This window comes from Leptothrix cholodnii SP-6, assembly GCF_000019785.1.
GTDB classification, from domain to species: domain Bacteria; phylum Pseudomonadota; class Gammaproteobacteria; order Burkholderiales; family Burkholderiaceae_C; genus Sphaerotilus; species Sphaerotilus cholodnii.
Genome location: NC_010524.1, coordinates 4,786,600 through 4,807,414 on the forward strand (window position 1 = coordinate 4,786,600; position 20,815 = coordinate 4,807,414).

Below are 20,815 nucleotides of genomic sequence, written 5' to 3' on the forward strand. Positions count from 1 at the left end.
GGACGGGCCTGCCGACGCTGCGGATTCCAGCGCCAATCGACCGAGGTGCAGTGAGCGCCAGAGACAGTTGATTGGCGGTGGGACGCAGCCCTGCAGCGCCTGTCACCGCTTTCTTCCCCCCCTGTGCCGTCGGCCGCCTACAGTTCGGCGTGTTGTCCACACCGCGTGGCCGGTTCGCTGACCGGGCCCTGCTGCCATGTCCGAGCCCCTGCCCAGCCCCCGCATCGTCCTGCTGCGCCACGCCACCGCCCAGGAGCCGCGCCCCGACCTGCCCGACGCCCGTCGCGAGCTGGTCGCCAAGGGCGAACGCCAGGCGCGCGACGTGGCGGCCTGGTGCCGGCGCCAGGGCCTGTGCCCGGGCCGGCTGCTGACCAGCCCGCTGCCGCGTGCCGCGCAGACCGCTGCGCTGCTGGCCGGCCACCTGGGCGACTGCCCGGCGCCCGAGCCGGCCGACTGGCTGCAGATCGGCACGCCCCCCGCCGTCAGCCTGGCGCGCGTGCAGGACCTGATGCACGCCCTGATGCGCCTGCCCGGCCCGCCCGAGCCCTGGCTGGTCGGCCACGAGCCCGACCTCAGCGGCCTGATCGCCGCCCTGCTGCACAGCCCGCGGCCGGTGCTGTGGCCGAAGAAGGCCTCGCTCACGGCCCTGGACTGGCCCGACGGCATCGGCGCGCCGGCGCGGCTGCTGTGGCACCTGCCGTGTGCCTTGATGGGCGCCGCCTGAGCCCCCTCGGCCCAGGCCGGGCGGCGCGTCAGCGCAACGCAGGCCCGGGTGACCGACACTGCGCGGCCTGAACCCATCGGAGACGTCTGCATGCCCACCCAACGCCCCGTGATGGCCGACGCCGCCCCAGCCTGGCCGATGCGGCGTCGACTCGCGCTCGCCGCCGTCGGCCTGAGCGCGCTGGTGGCGTCGCTGGCCGGTGCGCCCGCGCGGGCGCAGGCCGAGATCCGCATCGCCCACATCCACAGCCTGACCGGCCCGCTCGAGGCCTACGGCAAGCAGACCTCGACCGGCTTCATGATGGGCCTCGACTACGCCACCGGCGGCACCATGACGGTGGCCGGCAAGAAGCTGGTGGTGATCGAGAAGGACGACCAGGGCCAGCCCGAGGTCGGCCGGCGCCAGCTGGTGGCCGCCTACGAAGACGACAAGGCCGACCTCGCGGTCGGCCCGACCAGCTCGGGCGTGGCGCTGGCGCTGCTGCCGGTGGCCGAGCAGTTCAGGAAGATCCTGGTGGTCGAGCCGGCGGTGGCCGACTCGATCACCGGCGAGAAGTGGAACCGCTACGTCTTCCGCACCGGCCGCAACTCCAGCCAGGACGCGGTCTCGAACGCGATGGCGCTCGACCGCGAGGGCGTCAGCATCGCCACGCTGGCGCAGGACTACGCCTTCGGCCGCGACGGCGTGAAGGCCTTCCGCGACGCCATCAAGAAGGCGCGCATCGTGCACGAGGAGTTCCTGCCCGCCCGCACCACCGACTTCAACGCCGGCGCCCAGCGCCTGATCGATGCGCTGAAAGACAAGCCCGGCCGCAAGATCATCTGGGTGCTGTGGGCCGGCGGTGGCAACCCGTTCACGATCGCCGACCTCGACTTGAAGCGCCACGGCATCGAGATCGCCACCGGCGGCAACATCCTGCCGGCGATGATCGGCTTCAAGCGCTTTCCGGGCATGGAGGGCGCCACCTACTACTACTTCGGCATCCCGAAGAATCCGGTCAACGAATGGCTGGTGGCGAACCACTACAAGCTCTATCGCACGCCGCCGGACTTCTTCACCGCGGGTGGCATGAGTGCGGCGCTCGCGGTGGTCGAGGCGCTGCGCAAGACCGGCGGCGAGACCGACACCGCGCGGCTGATCCGCGCGATGGAAGGCATGAGCTTCGACACGCCGAAGGGGCGCATGCAGTTTCGGGTCGAGGATCACCAGGCGATGCAGACGATGTATCACTTTCGCATCAAGGCGGATCCGGCGATGCCTTGGGGGGTGCCCGAATTGGTGCGCGAGATTCGTGCGGGGGAGATGGCGGTGCCGATTCGGAATCAGCGGCAGCAGTGATTGGGGTTCTCCCGAACGCCCGTCACGCCTGCTCACGCTACCGTGCGGTCCCTCACGGTCATCTCAACAATCGTCAGTTGGAGGAAATCGCATGCAACAACAGACCTTCCGTATCACGGCAGTCGCAGCCAGCGTGCTCATGCTGGCCGCCTGCGGCGGTGGCGACAGCGCCGCCGTGACCCCGGCCGAGGCGATCAACGCCCTGCCCACGGCCGTGCGCGGCGCCGTGACGGTGAGCACCTACGACGGCGCCACCGATGACCTGCTCACCGCCGGCCTGGGCCGTGCCGGACTGATGGGCGGGGCGCCGACCTACGTCGACGCCGCCGCACCCACCGCCGCCGAGCTGCGCCGCAACGCGATCTACAACAACTACCGCGCGCTGGTCGACCCCACCGCCCTCGGCGGCATGGGCACGCTCTACGGCCCCAACGTCGACACCGCCGGCTCGGCGACCAACAACGCCGGCCTGATCGCCGGGCGCGAATACATCGCCTGGGCCGACGACGGCACCGGCCGCCAGAACGTCACGCTGATGGTGCAGGTGCCCAACCACTTCGACCCGGCGCGGCCGTGCATCGTCACCGCCACCTCGTCGGGCTCGCGCGGCATCTACGGCGCCATCGGCACCGCCGGCGAATGGGGCCTCAAGCGCGGCTGCGCGGTCGCCTACACCGACAAGGGCACCGGCAACGGCCTGCACGACCCCACCAGCGGCCTGGTGATGAGCCGCAACGGCAGCACCACCACCGCCACGGTGGCCGGGCTCGAATCGATCTTCAGCCTGCCCGACAGCCTCGCCAGCCTGAGCACCTTCGTCGGCAGTTTCGCCAACCGGGTCGGCTTCAAGCACGCCCACTCGCAGCAGAACCCCGAGAAGGACTGGGGCCGCAACACGCTCGACGCCGTGCGGCTGGCCTTCTACGTGCTCAACGAACGCTACGGCGCCGTCAGCACCACCGACCCGACCAAGCGGCAGCAGACCTTCAAGGCGTCCAACACGCTGGTGATCGCGTCCTCCGTGTCCAACGGCGGCGGCGCCGCACTGGCCGCGGCCGAGCAGGACACCGAAGGCTTGATCGACGGCATCGCCGTCTCCGAGCCCAACGCCCAGCCCGGCAGCAACACCACGCTGGCGATCCAGCAAGGCACGGCCACGCCGGTGGCCACGCACAGCAAGCCGCTGATCGACTACTTCACCTACGCCAACCTCTACCAGCCCTGCGCCGCCCTGTCGACGTCGGCCAGCAGCGGCACCGGGGTGGGCGCAGCCTTCTGGCCGGCGGCGTTCACCACCTCGGCGCAGAACCGCTGCGCGATGCTCAAGGCCAAGGGCCTGATCGCGGGTGACACGCTGGCAGCACAGGCCGACGACGCGCTCGCAAAGCTCAACCAGTACGGCTGGCAGAGCGAGCAGAACTTCTTCCACCAGTCGCACTTCCGGCTCGCCACCAACGCGATCGTCGTCACCTACATCAACAGCTACGGCCGCTTCAGCGTGACCGACAACGTCTGCGGCTACAGCATGGCCAACACCGACGCGGCCGGCGACGTGATCGCGCAAGCTCCGGGAACCCAGGCCGGTCTGTTCGCCAGCGGTAACGGTGTGCCGCCGACCGGCGGCGTCAACATCGTCTACAACAACTCGTTCCTCACCAGCACCACCAGCGTCGCCAAGCTCGACTTCCTGGCGGTCTCGCCGTCGACCACGGTGGCCGACTTCGCGCTCGACGGCGCGCTGTGCATGCGCTCGCTGGTGACCGGCCTCGATCCGGTCAACGGCGCGGCCCTGACCGGCACGCTCAAGGCCCAGTCGGACCGCGTCATCGCCGGCATCAACGAGGTGCAGCTCAGTGCCCGGTTGCGTGGCAAGCCGACCGTCATCGTGGCCGGCCGCACCGACACGCTGCTGCCGGTCAACCACACGGCGCGGGCCTACTTCGGCAAGAACCAGCTGGTCGACGGCAGCGCCGCCGCCAACGTGCGTTATTACGAGGTCACCAACGCGCAGCACTTCGACAGCTTCATCGGCTTCGGCGCACTGCTCGGCTACGACACCCGCGTGGTGCCGCTGCATCCCTACCTGTTCAACGCGCTCGACCTGATGTACGAGCACCTGCAGCGTGGCCAGGCCCTGCCGCCGAGCCAGGTGGTGCACACCACGCCGCGAGCCAGCGGCGCCGATGCACTGACGCGCACCCACGTGCCGGCGATCGCCACCAGCCCGCTGGCGGCGAACCTGATCACGATGTCGGGTTCGACGCTCAAGGTGCCCGACTGAGCGCTGGCGCCTGAGTGACGACACGGCGCCGCACGCCCTGGCCGGTGCTTCTGCTGGCCGTGCTGCTGGCATCGGCCGGCTGCGCCGCCCTGCTGCAGCGTGACCAGGCCCGCCAGCGTGACGCCTTCGAAACCCAGGCCCGCATCGCCCACCGCCTGCTCAGCCAGCAGGCGGTGCAGCACGAGGCGATGCTCGCCACGCTGGCGCTGCTGCAAGGCCCGGGCGGCGCATCCGACGACGCCGAACAGCGCCTGCCCGCGATCTTCCCGTCGGTGCTGCGGGTATCACGCCGCGAGCCCGGCCAGGCCTGGCCGACGCCACCCGGCAATGCCGACCCACAAGCCCTGAGCGACGCCGAACAGCGCTCGCAACGCAGCGGCCGCGCCGAACTGGTCACGCCCGACGCGGCCCAATTCAGCGCCGGCCGCTTCGTCATCGTGCAAGCCAGCCAGAGCGCCGCCGTGGCGGTGCAGATCGACCTGGCGCGCATGGTGCCGCGCAGCGAATGGATCGACCACCTGGGCGCGCCGCCACAGCCGCTGCGCATGGCCCTGCAGGTCGACGGCGGCCCGGCCTGGGCGCTGCCGATGAACGACGGCCAGCGTGTCGGCGATCAGCAGGCCACGGCGCAGGGCGGCTGGTCCTTCGACTTCCGCAAGCACCTGGCCGCCGCCAGCCAGCCCTTCGAGCTGGTGGTGATGTGGCAATCCGGCTGGGCCGCCTGGCCATGGGCGGCGCTGCTGATCTGGACGCTCGCCAGCATCGGCGCGGTGCTGGGCGGCTGGCGATTGCGCCGCAACTGGCTGGCGCAGGCCGAGCAGCGCCGCCGCGCCGAGGAGCAATTGCGCTTCGGCCAGGTGGCGCGCCTGAATGCGCTGGGCGAACTGGCCGCCGGCATGGCGCACGAGCTCAACCAGCCGCTCACCGCCGTGCTCGCCAGCACCCAGACCGCCACCCGCCTGCTCGCCGATGACCCGCCCGAGCTCGGCACCGCCCAGCTGGCGATGCAGCGCGCCGTCGCCCAGGCCCGCCGCGCCAGCGAGGTGCTGCAGCGCCTGCGCCGCGTCGTCCAGCCCAGCGGCCCGGGTGACGACGCCGGCCCGCTGCGGCTGGCCGATGCGGTGCGGCGCGCGCTCGACCTGCTGGCCGACGAACTGGCGCGCCAGCAGGTCACGCCGCAACTGGCGCTGCCCGCCACGCTGCAGGTCGCGGCCGACCCGGTGGCGCTGGAGCAGATCCTGCACAACCTGCTCAGCAACGCCCTGCACGCGCTGGCCCAGGTGCCGGCACCGCAACGCAGCCTGGCGCTGCAGGCCACGCACAGCGGCGCGAGCGTCGAGCTGCGCATCACCGACCATGGCCCCGGCGTGCCCGCCGACCTGCAGCCGCACCTGTTCGAGCCCTTCGTCACCACCCGCGACGGCGGCCTGGGCCTCGGGCTCAGCCTGTGCGAAACCCTCGCCGCCAGCATGGGCGCGCGCCTGCACTTCGAGCCCGCCCAGCCGCGTGGCGCGGTGTTCGTGCTGAGCCTGCCCGCTGCCTCCGACACGGACACCGCCACCGACCCCGTCCCGCCACAACCCCGATGAACACGCACAACCTGACCCCGCTGATCCACCTCATCGACGACGACGAGGCCGTGCGCGAGAGCCTGGCGCTGCTGATCGCCACCGTCGGCCTGCGGGTGCGCAGCTGGGCCGAGCCGCAGGCCTTTCTGGCGGCGATCGTCGACGGCGAAGAGCGCGACGCCATCGGCGCCATCGTGCTCGACATGCGCATGCCGGGCCTGAGCGGCCTGGCGGTGCTGGAGCGCCTGCGCGCCGAGGGCGTCGACCAGCCGGTGGTGATGCTGACCGGCCACGGCACGGTCGAGCTGTGCCGGCGCGCCTTCAAGAGCGGCGCGGCCGAGTTCCTCGAAAAGCCGGTCGACGACGAGCTGCTGATCGAGACTCTGCAAGCCGCCATCCGCAGCCACGTGCAATCGCGCCAGCGCCACCAGGCCGACCGCGCCGCGCGCGAGCGTTACGCCCAGCTCAGCGAGCGCGAACGCGAGGTGCTGGGCCTGATCGTCGCGGGCCTCACCAACAAGGAGGCCGGCCGCGCGCTGGGCCTGTCGCCACGCACGGTGGAAACGCACCGCGCCAACCTGTTCGCCAAGCTGGAGGCGCCATCGCTGGCGCAGCTGATCCGCCAGTACGCCAGCCTGGTCGACGGCGAGGGCGCCGACGGCGCCGCGTGAGCCCGCAACCCGCTCCCTATACTTCTCACTACTTCTCGAGCGCTGTTCCGGACCCGTCCGGCAGCCCTCACCCCAAGATCCTTGTTGAAACGGAAATCCCATGAGCGGCGTGCCGTCGTGCCCCCAATGCCAATCCGAATTCGCCTATGCGGACGGCAATCAGTTCATCTGCCCGGAATGCGGCCATGAATGGAGCGCTGCATCCGCCGCCAGCGCAGAAGAACAAGTCCGGGTCTGGAAAGACGCCTACGGCAATGCACTCCATGACGGCGACTCGGTCACCGTCATCAAGGACCTGAAGATCAAGGGATCTTCTGCAGTCGTCAAGGTCGGCACCAAGGTCAAGAACATCCGCCTGATCGAAGGTGACCACGACATCGACTGCAAGATCGAAGGCTTCGGCTCGATGCAATTGAAGTCCGAGTTCATCAAGAAGGCCTGACGAGTGGATTCTTCTCCACTCGACCGAGTGAGAACAACAACCCACGCGGTATCGCGCTTGCGCACCGCCTGCCTGACCCACAGCGCCACCCGCCCCCATCTCGACCGCGGCAGCCCCCGCAAGGAGCGCTGCGCCGGCTGCCGCCTGAGCCCCGGCCATTGCATGTGCGCCTTGCGGCCGGTGCTGCCCACGACTCACGCTGGCGTGTGCCTGATCATGGCCGAGTTCGAGCCACTCAAGCCCAGCAACACCGGCTGGCTGATTGCCGACGTGGTGCCCGACACCGCCGCCTTCGGCTGGTCACGCATGGCCGTCGACCCCGCCCTGCTGGCGCTGCTGGCCGATCCGCAGTGGCAGCCTTATGTGGTGTTCCCCGGCGAGTTCGTCGCGCCCGAGCGGGTGGTCACCGAACTGCGGTTGCCCGCCGCGCCCGATGCGGCCGTGCGCCCGCTCTTCGTGCTGCTCGACGGCACCTGGTCCGAGGCGCGCAAGATCTTTCGCAAGAGCCCCTGGCTGGAGCGCTTCCCGGTGCTGAGCCTGCGGCCCGAACAGCTCTCACGCTACCGCCTGCGCCGCTCCACCCACGCGCACCACTTCTGCACCTCCGAAGTGGCCGCCCTGTGCCTGGCCCTGGCCGGCGACCTGCATGCGGCACAGACGCTCGAAGCCTATCTGGACGTCTACAGCAGCCGTTACCTGCGCGCCAAGCAGAGCGTGCCGCCGGACAGCGAGGACGCGGCGCATCAGCGCTTGCGTGAACTGGGGCTGCAAGCGCCGGTCTGAGCGGTAAAGCGTGCGCTGCATCACGCCGCGCGGGGCCGGCAGGGGGGCGGGTTCGATAAACGACGCGGCAATGTGCATGCAACAAGGGCTCGGGTTCGGGAAACAGGAGCGGAGTGCGAGGGCACATGGACCACGGAGTTGTCCAACACGGCATCGGTGTGCGGGCACAGAACGGAGCGATGTGCATGAACATCGATGCAGTGTTTGTGAAACATGAGCACGGTGTTGGGAAACATCACCTCGATGTGCATGCACCGGGGCGTCAATGCGAGTCACACGGAGGGTTGGGTTGCACAAACAGGGGCGCGGTGTGCCCTTGCATGCAGGTCTTGTTTGTCGAACGGCGGGGGGTGTTTGGCAAACGTCTGGCTGGGTTTGACCAGCATGACGACCGGGTTGGACTGACAGCGGAGGCGGTATTCCTCGCAGTCATGCTGTGTTTCAGAAACCTGAGGTCGATGTGCAGGCACATCGTCGTGGAGTTGGCCAAGTAGCTGGGTCCGTTTAAGCGATGGCTGTGGACGTTTCGGACGCGGGGTGCAAGGGCGGGGTGGCGGATTGTTCTGGGCGAGTTGAGTGTTGTCGGGTGATGAGGAGGAAGCTGTGGACTCGTTGCTGCTTCTGGTTCCCCGACAGCTGGGTAAGCGTCCGCTGAAGGCCCTCTGTACGCAGGCTGGGGGAGAGCCGAACATGCGTCCACATGGAAGCTTGTGGACACACCCCTGAATGGAGCGAGCAGCGCGTGTTGCGTACGAACGCGCGTGGTCGGCACGTTTACTGTGAGCGGTTCATGGCCTGGATCGTTGAGCAGGCATTCAAACCTGGAACGTCGGTGGCAGCGCTGGCGATGCACAACCAGCCCAGCGGCTGAGTCCGCTTGCAACGCGGCGACCTTGCCGCCAAACCCGACTCACCCTCCGTACCACTTCGGCTCTTGTCAATACCGGGGGCTGAATACGTACCTGGCGGACCAGGTGGAAGGTGGTGGTCGAGGTCATGTAAGGCGTCCTCACGGTGCATCGGGTGCCCCGGAAATGCGAAACGCCCATGACCGGTGGGCCTTGGGCGTTCAGGATGGGTGGTGCCGGCGCTCAGGCCTGGCTGGCGTCGATGTCAGCGGCGGAAGCGCACATGGATGCTGAGGTCCAACTGGGTCGGAAGGCTGAACGTGTTCACGCGGAAGAGGCTGGGCAGGGTCGAGGTTCTGGGCATGAATTTTCCGTAGTCAAGGTAGGTGGCACCGGGAGCGGTGTCCCTGGAGATGAGATGCGCTTGTGCGAATCGTCGGCTACGGCTGACGCGAATCGACGCCGGTTGACCGGCTTCTGATCGATCGGGAGCTACTCCGAGACATTGCCAGCTGTTCCTGGCCTTGTGCCTTCCATTGCGGCAAAACCTTGTTAAACTTGGTTTCCTGGTTACCAAACTTTTTAATCATGGCTGTCGGACACAACAAGAGCGAACTCGAAGGCGATTCCGCAACTCTCGCGTCTAGGGTGGGTGATCTCTCGCCCCTGCTACCACTCGCGGGCACAGTAGCGACCATCGAATATCCCGGCAAACTGTCACGTGAACGCATTCTGCAAAAGGTCAGCGTTCCATTCGTTTCTGTTGACCCTGCCGGAACTGTCCGCGATGACTCGGTGAGAGCGAACTCCTTAGTCTGGTCAGACAATTGGTTTGCACTTCACAACTTACTCGCATCGGGGAAGAAGGCGACACTAATTTATCTGGACCCCCCATACGCGACAGGGCTCGATTTTCAATCGAGGGACCAAGAACACGCGTACAACGATGCACTTTCAGATGCGGGATACATTGAATTCATTCGACGACGCTTGATACTGATGTTGGAATTGCTTTCAGACCAGGGGTCGATCTACGTTCACATCGGGCATCAAATGTTGGGCGAAATGAAACTCATTTTGGATGAGGTGTTCGGCGCCAAGAATTTTCGCAACATAATCACCCGGCGCAAATGCAGCAGCAAGAACTTTACAAAACATCAATACGCAAATCTTAACGACTACATTCTCTTCTACAGCAAGAGCGACAGCTACACGTGGAATCAGCCCATGGAGAATCCCGACCCAGATTGGATTGCAAAAGAATATCCAAAGGTCGACTCTAAGGGGCAATACAAACTCGTGCCCGTCCATGCCCCCGGCACCAGGCGCGGAGAGACTGGTGGCCTTTGGCGAGGAGAAATGCCGCCCGCAGGCAAGCATTGGCAATACACACCCACACGACTAGATGAATTCGACGCCAAGGGTGAAATTCATTGGTCAAAAAATGGGAATCCCAGGCGCAAGGTTTATCTGCCAGCAGACAAAGGCCTAGCGCTGACAGATTACTGGGACAAGTATCGGGATGCGCATCATCAGAGCATTCTCATCACGGGGTACCCTACCGAGAAAAACTTCGAGATGATGAAAATGATTGTTGCAGCTAGCAGCAACCCGGGAGACCTTGTGATTGACCCGTTCTCTGGATCGGGCTCTACTGTCCATGCTGCTGATGTGCTCGGTCGAGAATGGATCGGGATCGATCAGTCACTGCTTGCGGTCAAGACTGCGATCAAACGCCTTACGCTCGGCCGAAATCCGATGGGGGATTTCGTGAAGGGGGAAACACCGCCAGATCTGTTTTCCGAATTTAAAGCTTCGACTGTTCAACATGAAACTGTAAGTGCCGAATTCAGTCTACTAGTCGATCACGAGATCTCGAAGTTGCACCCCGCGGAAGTTTCTGGCCTTGCTGGCCTACTCCCCAAACCTTAACCGAGCCAGTTGGAGGTCAGCTGTGCCACGGCCGTTTTCAGAGTGATGACCCGAATATTTCCATCCCAAGCGTCATCAAGCTTTACGGCCTCTTTCCACGTGTCCACATGGCCTAAACCCGGCCCGTCCGCCAGGAATACCAGCCTAAAGCTCTTTCCTGATCGCTTGCAGTATTCCTGCGCTTTGGAAACCTTGTCTGAGTTTCCGCCTGTTCGATCGTCGGATTGCGCTCCGCCACGCGTTGAGTCGTAACGAGCGAAACCCACAGCTTTGACTTCCCGGCGTGCATTCCGAATGACAAAATCGCAGGGATAGTCGCCTCGAAAATCCGGGAATACGGTGGACAGCTCGATATCACGGCCAGCGCCCCGAGGGCCTTCGATCGTGTAAACCTGAGCAAAATGCTGCTCAAACCAATCGAAAAACTGCCCGGTCAAAAGGTACCCGAGTTGTCCCCGCGTGTCATATTCACCAATCAACGCCGCGAGTGCTGCCTCTTGATCGGCCGTGATGGTTTCGAATTGGGCTTTTAGCTTTGCAATGGGTTTGAAGGTGTGACCGAGAGATGACACCAAACTTTCCGTAGTGACTTTGGTAATCTTCTTCGCCATCTCGGTGTCAATTACCGGGGAAACGCAGCGGCGGTACATCTTCAACAGCGACATACGTTGCTCACCGGAGAACGTGTTCGTTCGAATTGAAGCGAGGAGAGACGCGCTCGAGTTAGCGCCCCGAACTAGCGTCTTAAAAAGTTCGATGTCCTTGGCATATTTTTCTTTACAGGCGTCGAGGATCTCGGGAAATCGGATCGAGGCGTCGATGGCGGTGATGATTTCGATGGGGGTGGCGACTTGGCGAAGAAAAGTCATGTGTCTACTGTGAGTACGATCTCGCATCACGTTAGCATGGACCCGTATTCAAGACGCCGCTGCGGCAATTCACGGCCGCCGGCCTTACACCCCACGCAGCACACTGAACTCCCTGAACAGCCTCGCAGGCAACGGCACGTCAAGCCGCCAGACAATACTCATCGGCCGATCACCCTCGGCCGACTCCAGCGTCACCCGCCCGCAGGCCCGATAGGCGTCGCCTTTACGCGGCCGCACGAAAAGCTGGAATTGCCAGCCATTGCTCTCACTCTCCAGATAACGCCGGCCGCCGGGCGTGTCCGGGCCGGCGCTGTTCTGTGTTTGCCAATGGAAGCGCTCCGCGCTGATCGCATAGTCGTGATACGAGATGCGGTCGTGGTAGCCCTCGCTCTTGTCGAGTGTCACGAACAGCAGTTCGGTCTTTCGGTGGGTCAGTGGCAATACACCAGCCTGGAATGGCGTACGGCGTGTTGCCGTCAGCCAACCGACCGCCGTGAGCACCTCACGCGCGCCATAGGCGGCGTGCAAGCACAACGGCGTGTCTTCGAGACCGGGCAATGCGTTGGCGCCCAGGCTGCTTCGGGCCTGCAGCAGGTCTGACAACTCGACCAGCTCCGCGGCGATGGCAGGGTGGCGTGCCAGTCGTTCGGCAAAAGCCTCGTGGCCGGCGGCCTGCGCATGCCGGCCATCGATCTGATAGGCCAGCATCTGCACACCCAATGCACTCTTGGTGTCGAGCACTTCCGAGTCGCCTTGCCTCGCGCCAACCGCGGCCATCATGTCGAGCCGACGCGGGTCATCCACGTGCAGCAGGTCTGCAAAACGTCGGCTGAAGTAGTCCTCTTCCGGACCGGGCTCCGCGACGATCAGGCCGGCGTCGCGCTTGAGCGCCGTCCAGCCGCTGCGGCCCTGGCCGGTGCCCGCGCGGTAGATGTCTTCGAGCTCCAGCGCCTGGTCATGCAGAAAGTCCGCCAAGCGCACGGACGCACGGCCCTTCAGCGCCACATACGTCTGCAACTCGGTCTTCAGGCGGCGCCAGTTCTGCGTCGTCAGCGCACGTAAGCCTTGCAGCACCTGCTCTCGCGTCTGCCGCTGAAGGTGGATGTGGCAGCCCGGCGGCAGGCTGCCGAATCCGTTCTCGACGCCATCCACCAGTTCGCGGCGCGACAACCCGGTCAGGCTCGACAACAGGCGATCAAATCGAAACTCGGTGCGATGCTGGCCGACGAAGTCGAGCACCAGGCAGCTCTCCTTGCCCGGCGCCAAGCGCAGGCCGCGGCCGATCTGCTGCTGGAACAGCACCGGGCTCTGTGTGGGCCGCAGCAGCAACAGGGTGTCGACCATCGGCAGGTCGATGCCCTCGTTGTAGAGGTCAACCGTCACCAGCGCGCAAAGCTCGCCGCTGAGTAGGCGTTGCGGCGCGCGGCGCCGCTCTTCAATCGCCGTCGTGCCGACCACGCAGGCCGCCGGCAGGCCGGCGCGGTTGAACCGGTCGGTCATGAACTCGGCGTGTGCAACCGAAACGCAGAACACGATGGCACGTGATGTCGATGCGTCAGAAGCCAGCCGGCGCCATTCATTGACGACGAGCCGGGCACGCACGTCATTGCCGGTCACGAGCTTGTCCACCGCCTCTCGTTCGCCCGGCTTGTCCCATGGCACCGCTGAGAAATCGGTGCCGTCATCGCAGGCGTAGTACTCGAAGGGCGCCAGCAGTTGCAGGTCGAGCGCATGCCACAGCCGCAGCTCGATGGCAGGGCTGCCATCCGGGCGCGCATCGAAGTACTGCGCGATGGGTTGCCCGTCGCTGCGTTCGGGTGTCGCGGTCAGGCCGAGCAAAACGCTGGGGCGAACCGACTTGACGAAGGCATCGAAGCGATCGGCTGCCAGCCGGTGGCACTCGTCCACCACGACGGTGTGCCAATGATCGGCGCCAACGGTGGTCACCAGGTCGCGGCTGGTCACGCTGTCGATGGTGGCAAACAAATGGTCCCATCGTTCGGGCTGGTTGCCGCCAGTGAGCAGGTCGCCGAACTCGGGGTCACGCAGCACTTCGCGATAGGTGCGCAGGGCCTGGCGCAGGATCTCCTCGCGGTGGGCCACAAACAGCAGGCGAGGGCGGCCGCCTTCAACACGGCAGGTGTTGCGATAGTCGAACGCCGCCACCACGGTCTTGCCGGTGCCGGTGGCCGCCACCAATAGGTTTCGGTTGCGGCCGTGGCTGCGCTCGGTGATCAACTGCTCCAGCATCTCTTGCTGATAGGTCTTGGGCTGGAGGTCGAAGAAACTGATCGTGGCAGTGGGCTCGCCGCCGCCGAAGGACTCGCGGCCGAGCGCAGCGGCCAGTGCCTGCCGATGCGCGACGTTGTCCGGGTCGTAACGCTGAAACTCGCTGTCGGCCCACAGCGTTTCGAAGTGGGCAACCGCCCGAGCAAACAGCGCCTCTTGCGCGCGCTGGGTCAGCTTGACGGTCCACTCCAGCCCACCGGTCAGCGCCGCACCCGACAGGTTGGCACTGCCGACATAGGCTGAGCCGAAGCCGGTCTTGCGCTGGAACAGCCAGGCCTTCGCGTGCAAGCGCGTGCGCCGGCCATCGAGCGACACACGCACCTCGCACCCCGGCAGGCGCGCGAGCTCATCCAGCGCCCGTGCCTCGGTCGCGCCGGTGTAGGTGGTGGTGAGGATGCGCAGGCGTGTGCCCGCTTGGCCCTGTCCGTTTCCGCCCTTGGCCGTGATCTGCTGCAGCACGTCCTGCAGCTTGCGAACGCCCGACACGGTGATGAAGCTGACGAGGATATCCACCTGGTCGCTGGAGGCCAGTTCGCGGCGGATCTCCTGCAGCAATGAAGGCGAGCCTTTGCCGGCCGTGAAAAGCCACGGCACGGCCAGACCGATCTCCGGTGACGTCGGGAACTGCTGGTTGCGCTGCACGGCCCTGAGGACGCGCAGCGGCGATGCCACCAGGTCGACGACTTCGGCAGACCCAGCGGCACCGGTCGAACCGTCGCCGACGTTGAGCCGCTGGCGCAGCATCACCAAGAGCTCATTGACCAGTTCGAGTTGCCGCGTGGCTTTGTCGGCGCCGTCACCGGCGACATCGTCAAGCAGCGTCGCCAACTGCCGCGTGATGACGTCGGCCAAGAACTCTGCGGCGCCACCTTTGAGCGCCGACACATCCGCGCTGCTGGGGTCGATGGTTGCGAGCGATCGGGACAGGCCCTCGGTCAGCAACAGGTCATAGAGACCATCGGGTAATGCCATTGTTGGGTTGTCCTGGGTGTCAGACTATCGGCTTGTGAGCTTGTACCAGGCGCCAGGACGAAGTTGCTCGTGGCTTCAGCATGTGGTCAAACGTGGCACCAACGACTTGCCCGTTTCGTGAATCACGCGGCAGGAAGCTCGACGAGTGGCACAGTGCCCACCTGCGACCCATGATGTGGAACCGAAGATGGCCCGCTGCGATCAAAAAGTGATGGAGCAATCGTGCTCGACCGCGCCGCGCCACTGATCCGGATCTCTGCCACGGCGCTCCGGTGGCTTCTGGCCATTGCCCTTGCATCGACAGCCTTGGGTGCCTCTGCAACCAACCAACCATGCTCCGGCAAGAAGGGCGGCGTCTCTCACTGCGCCGGATCGACCTTCGTCTGCAACGACGGCTCGATCAGCGGCTCGAAGAAGGCCTGTTCCATGTCGGCGGGCGGGCGATCCGAGATGACGATCTCACCCGCCACCGATGACTGCCTGTGTCGCAATCGGCAGATGTGTGTCGGGCCTCGCGGCGGGGTGTACTGCTACAGCGATTCGGGGGCGAAGAGCTACCGACGTAATTGAAGAGCCGTCAACGTTGGGCATCGCTCGCGCGGCTTCCGCTGCACCCCCCCCCCCCCTCTGAACCGTCTGATTCGTGACGGAAATCGCGATTCATCATGCCGGTTCCCTCTTTTGGGGGTGTCCGTTATCAAGGCCGCATCTCGAACAATGAAATCTCCAACCACTGGGAGATGTCATGCAACCGAAACTGATCCTCAACTTCGAGCGTCTCAGCGAGGCCGATTTCCAGACCAAGGCCGGGCTGATCATTGCGGTACTGACCGGCAATCCGCGCTTCCCCGAGCCATGGCCGACGCCCGCGCCTGCGCAGGCGACATTGACCGCGGCCAATGACAGTTATCGCAATGCGTATCACGCCAGCAGAACCCAGGACATCGTCCAGATCGGACTGCGCAACGAGAGACGCCTGGCGCTCACCGCGATGCTGCGGCAACTGGCGCCCTACCTCGAGTTCGTGGCCCACGGCGACGCGGCGGCATTGGCTTCCACCGGCTATGACCTGCGCCGCGATCCCGTCCGCACCAGCAGCGTCGAGCCGTTGCTGGCCCCCGAGGGATTCAAGGTCCAGCACGGCCCACATCGCGGCAGCCTGACCGTGCGCGTCAACCGCGTGGCCGGCGCAGGCAGCTACGAGGTGCAGATTACCCTGGGCGACCCGACGCAGGATGCCGGCTGGCAACACGCACTGACCGCACTGAGCAGCACGCGCATCATCTTGAGCGATCTGCCGCTGATGCAGTCGTTGTGGGTACGCGTGCGCGGCATCGGCATCGCCGGCGCCGGGCTCTGGACCGCGCCGGTGAACATCGTCGTGGTTTGATCGATGGATTGGCCAGGCGGGCCGAAGGGCCCGCCTGGCTGGGCGGGGTGTTCTCGAGCAGAAGCCACAATCGCCCTTTATGTCACAGGAGGGCCCTGCGCATGAACCAGGTGACCGACGTCGGTGTCCGCACCGCTCTTGTCCGGAGCATGCACATCGTTTACGCGCTGCATGCGCTGGGCCTGGGGATCGGGGCGTTCGGTGCTGCCAGCATCGTCGGATCCTTCCTTTTCGGTTGGCCATCGATCATCGCGGTGATCATCAGTTACGTGAAACGCGGTGAGGCGCAAGGCACCTGGCTGGAGTCGCATTTCACCTGGGCCATCCGCACGTTCTGGTTCGCACTGGCGTGGTCGGTGCTGGTGGCACTGGTGTCGATCCCGTTGACCCTCGTGCTGATCGGCATCGCCACCTGGGCGGTGGGATTGTTCGTGCTCGGCGTGTGGGCCGTCTATCGCATCGCCAGCGGCTGGCTGCGGCTCAAGGACGGCCAGTCGATGCCGGTGGGATGACGGCCCATTCGGTCGTGTAGCCGGGCGTCTTGCGGTCCTGCTTCATGCCCCACGCTCGCGGCATGTCACCGATCCGGCCGCCGGCGCGCTTGATCGAGCCCTGGCCCCATCGGCTGTTGATGCTGTCCATCGCCATCATCAGGCCCTTGAATTCGTGGCCCACGCAGACGTGATGGCACTGGCTTCCACCAGCGATGACCTGCGCCGGGCTCTGGACCAAGCCGGTGAACACCGGATGGTCCGCCGGCGACGCTCGCTAGCGGACATGGATACCGTTGACTCGATCCATGAAGTGCGCCGAATCGTGCGTGCGCACGGCGCAACCCGGTCCATCGCCGCCCCGATCACGATGAAGCAGCGGCCCACGTCGACCAGGTCGTCTCGGCCCGGTCGCGCTCGATGGTGCCGGCTTCTGTCTTGTCGCCCATGGTCAGCCTCGTGAGCCTGGCGCCATGAACAAGACATGGCGATCGAGCAGGTTCATGAAATCCAGGCTCAATGCGTCGGCTTCCTCGACCTGCGCAGCCAGTTCTTCGATCGTCATCACGATGCTCGGGTCGGGCCGATCAGGCCGCATATCCCAACCCAGTGGGACAAACGCCAGCAGCGGCTCGGCGTCGATCAGCCGTCCCGGCGGTTTGAACTTCAGCGGTCCCGGCGCTGCCCAGCGCCCGTGCACGTAGTCGTTGCGGATCGCCCGGGCGAAATCCACCCGATCGAACCAGGCTTTGAAGTCCGATTGAACAGGTGCGGGCGCATCCTTCAGCGCATGTCGAAGGACCTGCCGCAGCTTCTTCAGGCGGCAACTGATCTTCGATTTCACAGGGTCCAGCGCATCGGCCACCTCGACCCCGTAGAACGGCCCGAGGCCATGCAACTGCAGGCCGATGTGGAAATCGAGTCGCGCGGTCGTGTGCACAAGGCGGCCGAGCAGGCGATGGAATTCGTCTTCGAAATCTGACCAGCGGCCTCGCTCGGGTGCCTTCTTTGGCATGGGCGGCTTGTGCATCACGCTGTCGGCCCCTTGCCGAAAATCCTGGCGAACTCGGTGTGCCGGACGGCCTTCCAGGTGTCCGTCAGATCACCGTTGCGCTCCAGCGCGGCGTAGATCTCGCGGATGAGGTCGTTGTCAACGACCTTGGCCGTGCGCATCTTCGCGAGCAGTTCCCAGCCGTGCCAGACCGCGATCTCGAAGTCGTGGGCCAACAGGTGCATGCCAAGGTCGTCGGTCACGACGATGGCCGGGCGGATCTGCCCGAAGGCCAGCACACGGCAATCGGTCGACGACGGCGGCGAACGCCCGCCTCCGATGTAGCGGTCCATGTCGGACAGCACGTAGCCGTGCAGCACGCTCTGGGCATCGGCCAGTTGCTGCTTTTCCGCAGCACTCAGGCGCACCTGCTTGGACAGGCGTTCCGTGCGCAGATCGCCCTGCTCGAACCAGGGAAACTTCGAGCGCAATCGGCTGCTGCGATGCACTTCGTCCTCGACATCGCGCAGGATGGTCAGCACGTAGTCTTTCCGGCCGAAACGAACTCCCAGCATCGGCCGCACCCGCTTGGCCAGCCTGAGATAGGCGTTCGTGTCGAGCAGGACCAGCGTCAACGGATCAACTCGGTGTGCAGGGCCTGCGCATCGGCGATCGACGCATCGAGCAGTTGTTGAACGTAGCCGACCCCGGTGCCGCGTTCGTGCAGCATGCGTCGCAGGGCCGGGAAAAACGCCGACTGAAAGACGTTGTGAGCCGCGGCGATGTAGGTCGACGGATCGGGCGGCATCGGCTCGAACAATGCCTGGCTGACCAGCGCACCGCGTCCGCTGTTGCGCACCGCGTGGATGCTCTTGTCTGCCACTCGCAGGGGCCGCAATCCTGCAGCCGTCGCATGCCGGCTCACCTGTGTGTAGACGGTGAACAGCGAGATCATGTGCTGATGCGCAAACTGTTGCAGCGCCTGCATTTCGGCCGCAGCGGTCGGGGCACGGCTGGCCTCCGCATACGCATGCCGGGCCAGTTCACGCGGGAACAGCAGGCTGCCCGCGAACGCATCCGCGAAGTCTTCTCCCGCGTCCTTGCCGGCGAGGTCGGGCGTGTAGACGTGCGCCAGCTCATGCGCCATCCAGAACTTGAAGTCTTCGAGATGGGTGTCGAGGTTCAAGTAGATGAACGTTACTTGATCGCCAGGCAGCAGGATGTGCAAGGCGTTTTCGTGACGGTCTTTCTTTCCCCACATCACCGGGATGAGCACCGCATCGTTGGCGTCGAACTCGGCGATGAGACGCTCGTAGGTCAGCACCGACTCAGCGCCGATGCCCAACTTCGCGCGCACCGATGCTGCTGCGTTCTGCAGAAGTTCGTACTCGGTCGAGGCCGATGGGATCTGGGTGCGCAGGGCCTTGCGCGGGGGCAAAAACGGCACCAGAGGCTTGAGCAGGGCGCCCATCGCCTTGGCCCGCAGCACATGTTCGTCGGTCGTCTTGGTGCCCGTCTTCTTGCGGAACGCGATGATCGGTTCGTCCCGTTGCGGCAGATGCACCAGCTCGTCAAAGCTGAGCGACAAGGCTGTCGCGAGCTTGAGAAGGGTGGCCGGCCGGGGGAAATCTTCCCCCTTCATCCAGTTGGTGACGGCCTGGGCACTGACACCGATCGTCTGCGCCAGCTGTTTCTGATCCCACCCCTTGGCAGCCAGGGCGGCGCGGATGGGTTCTGGTTGAAGCACTCGCTGCATAGCCGATCGATTATGGGGCTGGTGGAACGACGAATCAAGTTTGATCAAGTTGTCGAGGGCGCCCAGCCCAACGATCAGTACGATGCCGGTTCCCGCCAACCAGAGGAGCCGTCCCGTGGCCATCGACATCGACAAGCTGACCGAGCACGAACTGGTCGACCTGAACAACCGCATCGTCGCTCGCCTGAAGTTCCTTCAGCAGATGCGCGCGCATGCGGCCATGCTGGAATTCAGCCTTGGCGAGCGCGTGTCGTTCCAGCCGGACGGGCACCCGGTCCTGTTCGGCGTCATCACGAAGTACAACCGCAAGTCGGTCACGGTCATCACTGAAACCATGCAGCACTGGACCGTGGCCCCGACCTTCCTGAGAAAGCTCAAGCCTGTGCGAGAGGCTGATGCGGGGGGTGGGAGCATGGTCAGCTCGTGAGCGTGCGGTGGCGCCACATCGACGCCGCCGCCAGCTGGCTCAGCCCTTCTGCAGCAGCTTGCGGCCGATGTCCGACACCAGTCGGGCCAGCGCGGCAGCGGGTTTGGACAGCGGTGCGTCGGCGCGCATGTGCAGGCCCACCGTCAGCCCTGGCATGCGTTGCGCGATCGGTATCTCCTGGATCGCCTGCCCGACCTGCGGCATGTCCAGGAAAGGGTGTTGCACCACGGCCAGCATGTCCGATCCGGCGAGCAGCGTGTGCATGGCGCTGAACGACTCGCATTCCGTGATCCGCCGGGGCTCGGGCACACCGAGCGCACGCAGCGCCTCGGCCGTCACGTCGCGCCGCACGATGCACAGCCACTCGGCACTGGCGAGCGAGGCGGCCGAACGCGCCTGCGCCAACGGGTGGCCCCGGCGTGCGACGACGATCTGGTCGAGGTGCGCGATCGGCTTGAAGCGCATGGCCGGGTCGTCACGGACGCTCGGCGCGCGCGGCGCCAAGGTCATGTCCAGGGTCGCGTCGCGCACCAGCGGGCGCGTTGCATGCCCGAGGCCCTCCACCAGGCGCAACTGCACGTCCGGAAACTTCTCGCGGAAGATCATCACCGCCTGCGGCACGATCTGCGCTGCGAAAAAAGGGCCGAACCCGAGTGCCACCTGGGTCTGGCCGCCGCGCGCCAGTTCTTCCTGCGCCTTCGCGAACTCGGCGTAGCCGGCGCGCACCCTCACATGGAAGGCCTGCCCCAGTCGGGTCAGCGTGACGCCGCTGGGCGTGCGCTTGAGCAGCGACGCACCCAGTTCGGCCTCCAGTGCCCCCAGGCTCTTGGTCAGCCCGGGCTGCGAGACCCCGAGCATTCGGGCGGTGGCGGAAATGCTGCCGGATTCGACCACGGCCAGGAAGTCGCGAATCTGCGCAAGCCTCATCCATAGCTCCCGGTTATGGCCCATGTGCCGCGGCCATCTTACGGGGCGCACGCCGTTGTGACCCAATGGTGCCCAGGGTCAGGCAAAGCCTTGAGCCCGTCCTTCCGATCACCTGA

At 65.5% G+C, this 20,815-nt stretch carries 19 protein-coding genes; 12 read left to right on the forward strand and 7 right to left on the reverse strand.

The features are described 5' to 3' along the window. Positions 1–196 precede the first annotated feature (196 nt). The 8 genes from LCHO_RS21305 to LCHO_RS23040 all read left to right on the forward strand — a co-directional run bounded on the left by LCHO_RS21305 (position 197) and on the right by LCHO_RS23040 (position 10,587). Entirely contained in the window at positions 197–724 is a 528-nt protein-coding gene (locus tag LCHO_RS21305; protein WP_012349270.1) for a SixA phosphatase family protein, read from the forward strand. A 138-nt stretch (positions 725–862) separates the two neighbouring features. Beyond that, positions 863–2,062: a substrate-binding domain-containing protein gene (locus tag LCHO_RS21310; RefSeq protein ID WP_043706120.1), complete on the forward strand. Its 1,200-nt coding sequence runs from the start codon at positions 863–865 to the stop codon at positions 2,060–2,062. 91 nt (positions 2,063–2,153) lie between these two features. After that, entirely contained in the window at positions 2,154–4,343 is a 2,190-nt protein-coding gene (locus LCHO_RS21315) for a D-(-)-3-hydroxybutyrate oligomer hydrolase (protein ID WP_012349272.1), read from the forward strand. A 44-nt stretch (positions 4,344–4,387) separates the two neighbouring features. Then, a complete protein-coding gene (locus LCHO_RS21320) occupies positions 4,388–5,932 on the forward strand; it encodes a sensor histidine kinase (protein ID WP_012349273.1) in 1,545 nt (514 codons plus the stop codon). Continuing rightward, positions 5,929–6,582 carry a response regulator transcription factor gene (locus LCHO_RS21325; RefSeq protein ID WP_012349274.1) on the forward strand — a complete coding sequence of 218 codons (654 nt, stop codon included), beginning with the start codon at positions 5,929–5,931 and terminating at the stop codon, positions 6,580–6,582. The genes LCHO_RS21320 and LCHO_RS21325 overlap by 4 nt, the downstream gene beginning before the upstream one ends. A 100-nt stretch (positions 6,583–6,682) precedes the next feature. Beyond that, on the forward strand, positions 6,683–7,024 hold the full coding sequence (locus LCHO_RS21330; protein WP_012349275.1) for a zinc ribbon domain-containing protein YjdM: 342 nt from the start codon (positions 6,683–6,685) through the stop codon (positions 7,022–7,024). Between the two features lie 57 nt (positions 7,025–7,081). Beyond that, entirely contained in the window at positions 7,082–7,807 is a 726-nt protein-coding gene (locus LCHO_RS21335) for a tRNA-uridine aminocarboxypropyltransferase (RefSeq protein WP_012349276.1), read from the forward strand. Positions 7,808–9,243: 1,436 nt separating this feature from the next. Continuing rightward, positions 9,244–10,587: a site-specific DNA-methyltransferase gene (locus LCHO_RS23040; protein WP_012349278.1), complete on the forward strand. Its 1,344-nt coding sequence runs from the start codon at positions 9,244–9,246 to the stop codon at positions 10,585–10,587. Here LCHO_RS23040 and LCHO_RS23045 read toward each other — a convergent pair. Beyond that, complete coding sequence (locus LCHO_RS23045) at positions 10,584–11,456, reverse strand: hypothetical protein (RefSeq protein ID WP_150105542.1); 873 nt, start codon at positions 11,454–11,456, stop codon at positions 10,584–10,586. The two genes, LCHO_RS23040 and LCHO_RS23045, sit on opposite strands and share 4 nt — an antisense overlap. Before the next feature lie 84 nt (positions 11,457–11,540). Further along, positions 11,541–14,717, reverse strand: a complete 3,177-nt coding sequence (locus LCHO_RS21340) for a DEAD/DEAH box helicase (RefSeq protein ID WP_012349280.1) — start codon at positions 14,715–14,717, stop codon at positions 11,541–11,543. 222 nt (positions 14,718–14,939) lie between these two features. On the opposite strand from LCHO_RS21340, the gene LCHO_RS23050 reads away from it, so the two are divergent. The 3 genes from LCHO_RS23050 to LCHO_RS21350 all read left to right on the forward strand — a co-directional run bounded on the left by LCHO_RS23050 (position 14,940) and on the right by LCHO_RS21350 (position 16,619). Continuing rightward, positions 14,940–15,287, forward strand: coding sequence for a YdcA family protein (locus tag LCHO_RS23050; protein WP_012349281.1), 348 nt, complete (start codon positions 14,940–14,942; stop codon positions 15,285–15,287). Between the two features lie 175 nt (positions 15,288–15,462). Continuing rightward, positions 15,463–16,107 carry a hypothetical protein gene (locus tag LCHO_RS21345; RefSeq protein WP_012349282.1) on the forward strand — a complete coding sequence of 215 codons (645 nt, stop codon included), beginning with the start codon at positions 15,463–15,465 and terminating at the stop codon, positions 16,105–16,107. 101 nt (positions 16,108–16,208) lie between these two features. Beyond that, positions 16,209–16,619, forward strand: coding sequence for a DUF4870 family protein (locus LCHO_RS21350; RefSeq protein ID WP_012349283.1), 411 nt, complete (start codon positions 16,209–16,211; stop codon positions 16,617–16,619). Here the strand turns inward: LCHO_RS21350 and LCHO_RS21355 are convergent. From LCHO_RS21355 to LCHO_RS21370, 4 genes are all read right to left on the reverse strand, one after another. Next, on the reverse strand, positions 16,588–16,851 hold the full coding sequence (locus tag LCHO_RS21355; protein ID WP_150105543.1) for a DUF4113 domain-containing protein: 264 nt from the start codon (positions 16,849–16,851) through the stop codon (positions 16,588–16,590). The two genes, LCHO_RS21350 and LCHO_RS21355, sit on opposite strands and share 32 nt — an antisense overlap. 198 nt (positions 16,852–17,049) lie before the next feature. Further along, positions 17,050–17,628, reverse strand: a complete 579-nt coding sequence (locus LCHO_RS21360; protein ID WP_012349284.1) for a hypothetical protein — start codon at positions 17,626–17,628, stop codon at positions 17,050–17,052. Beyond that, the gene (locus tag LCHO_RS21365; protein ID WP_012349285.1) at positions 17,628–18,224 is read right to left on the reverse strand and encodes a hypothetical protein; all 597 of its coding nucleotides are present in this window, start codon (positions 18,222–18,224) and stop codon (positions 17,628–17,630) included. The genes LCHO_RS21360 and LCHO_RS21365 overlap by 1 nt, the downstream gene beginning before the upstream one ends. After that, positions 18,221–19,474, reverse strand: a complete 1,254-nt coding sequence (locus tag LCHO_RS21370) for a helix-turn-helix domain-containing protein (RefSeq protein WP_223210480.1) — start codon at positions 19,472–19,474, stop codon at positions 18,221–18,223. The genes LCHO_RS21365 and LCHO_RS21370 overlap by 4 nt, the downstream gene beginning before the upstream one ends. On the opposite strand from LCHO_RS21370, the gene LCHO_RS21375 reads away from it, so the two are divergent. Beyond that, complete coding sequence (locus LCHO_RS21375) at positions 19,461–19,772, forward strand: hypothetical protein (protein WP_012349287.1); 312 nt, start codon at positions 19,461–19,463, stop codon at positions 19,770–19,772. The two genes, LCHO_RS21370 and LCHO_RS21375, sit on opposite strands and share 14 nt — an antisense overlap. A gap of 39 nt (positions 19,773–19,811) precedes the next feature. On the opposite strand, the gene LCHO_RS21380 is transcribed toward LCHO_RS21375, so the two are convergent. Beyond that, positions 19,812–20,765: a LysR family transcriptional regulator gene (locus LCHO_RS21380; protein WP_150105544.1), complete on the reverse strand. Its 954-nt coding sequence runs from the start codon at positions 20,763–20,765 to the stop codon at positions 19,812–19,814. Positions 20,766–20,815 lie beyond the last annotated feature (50 nt).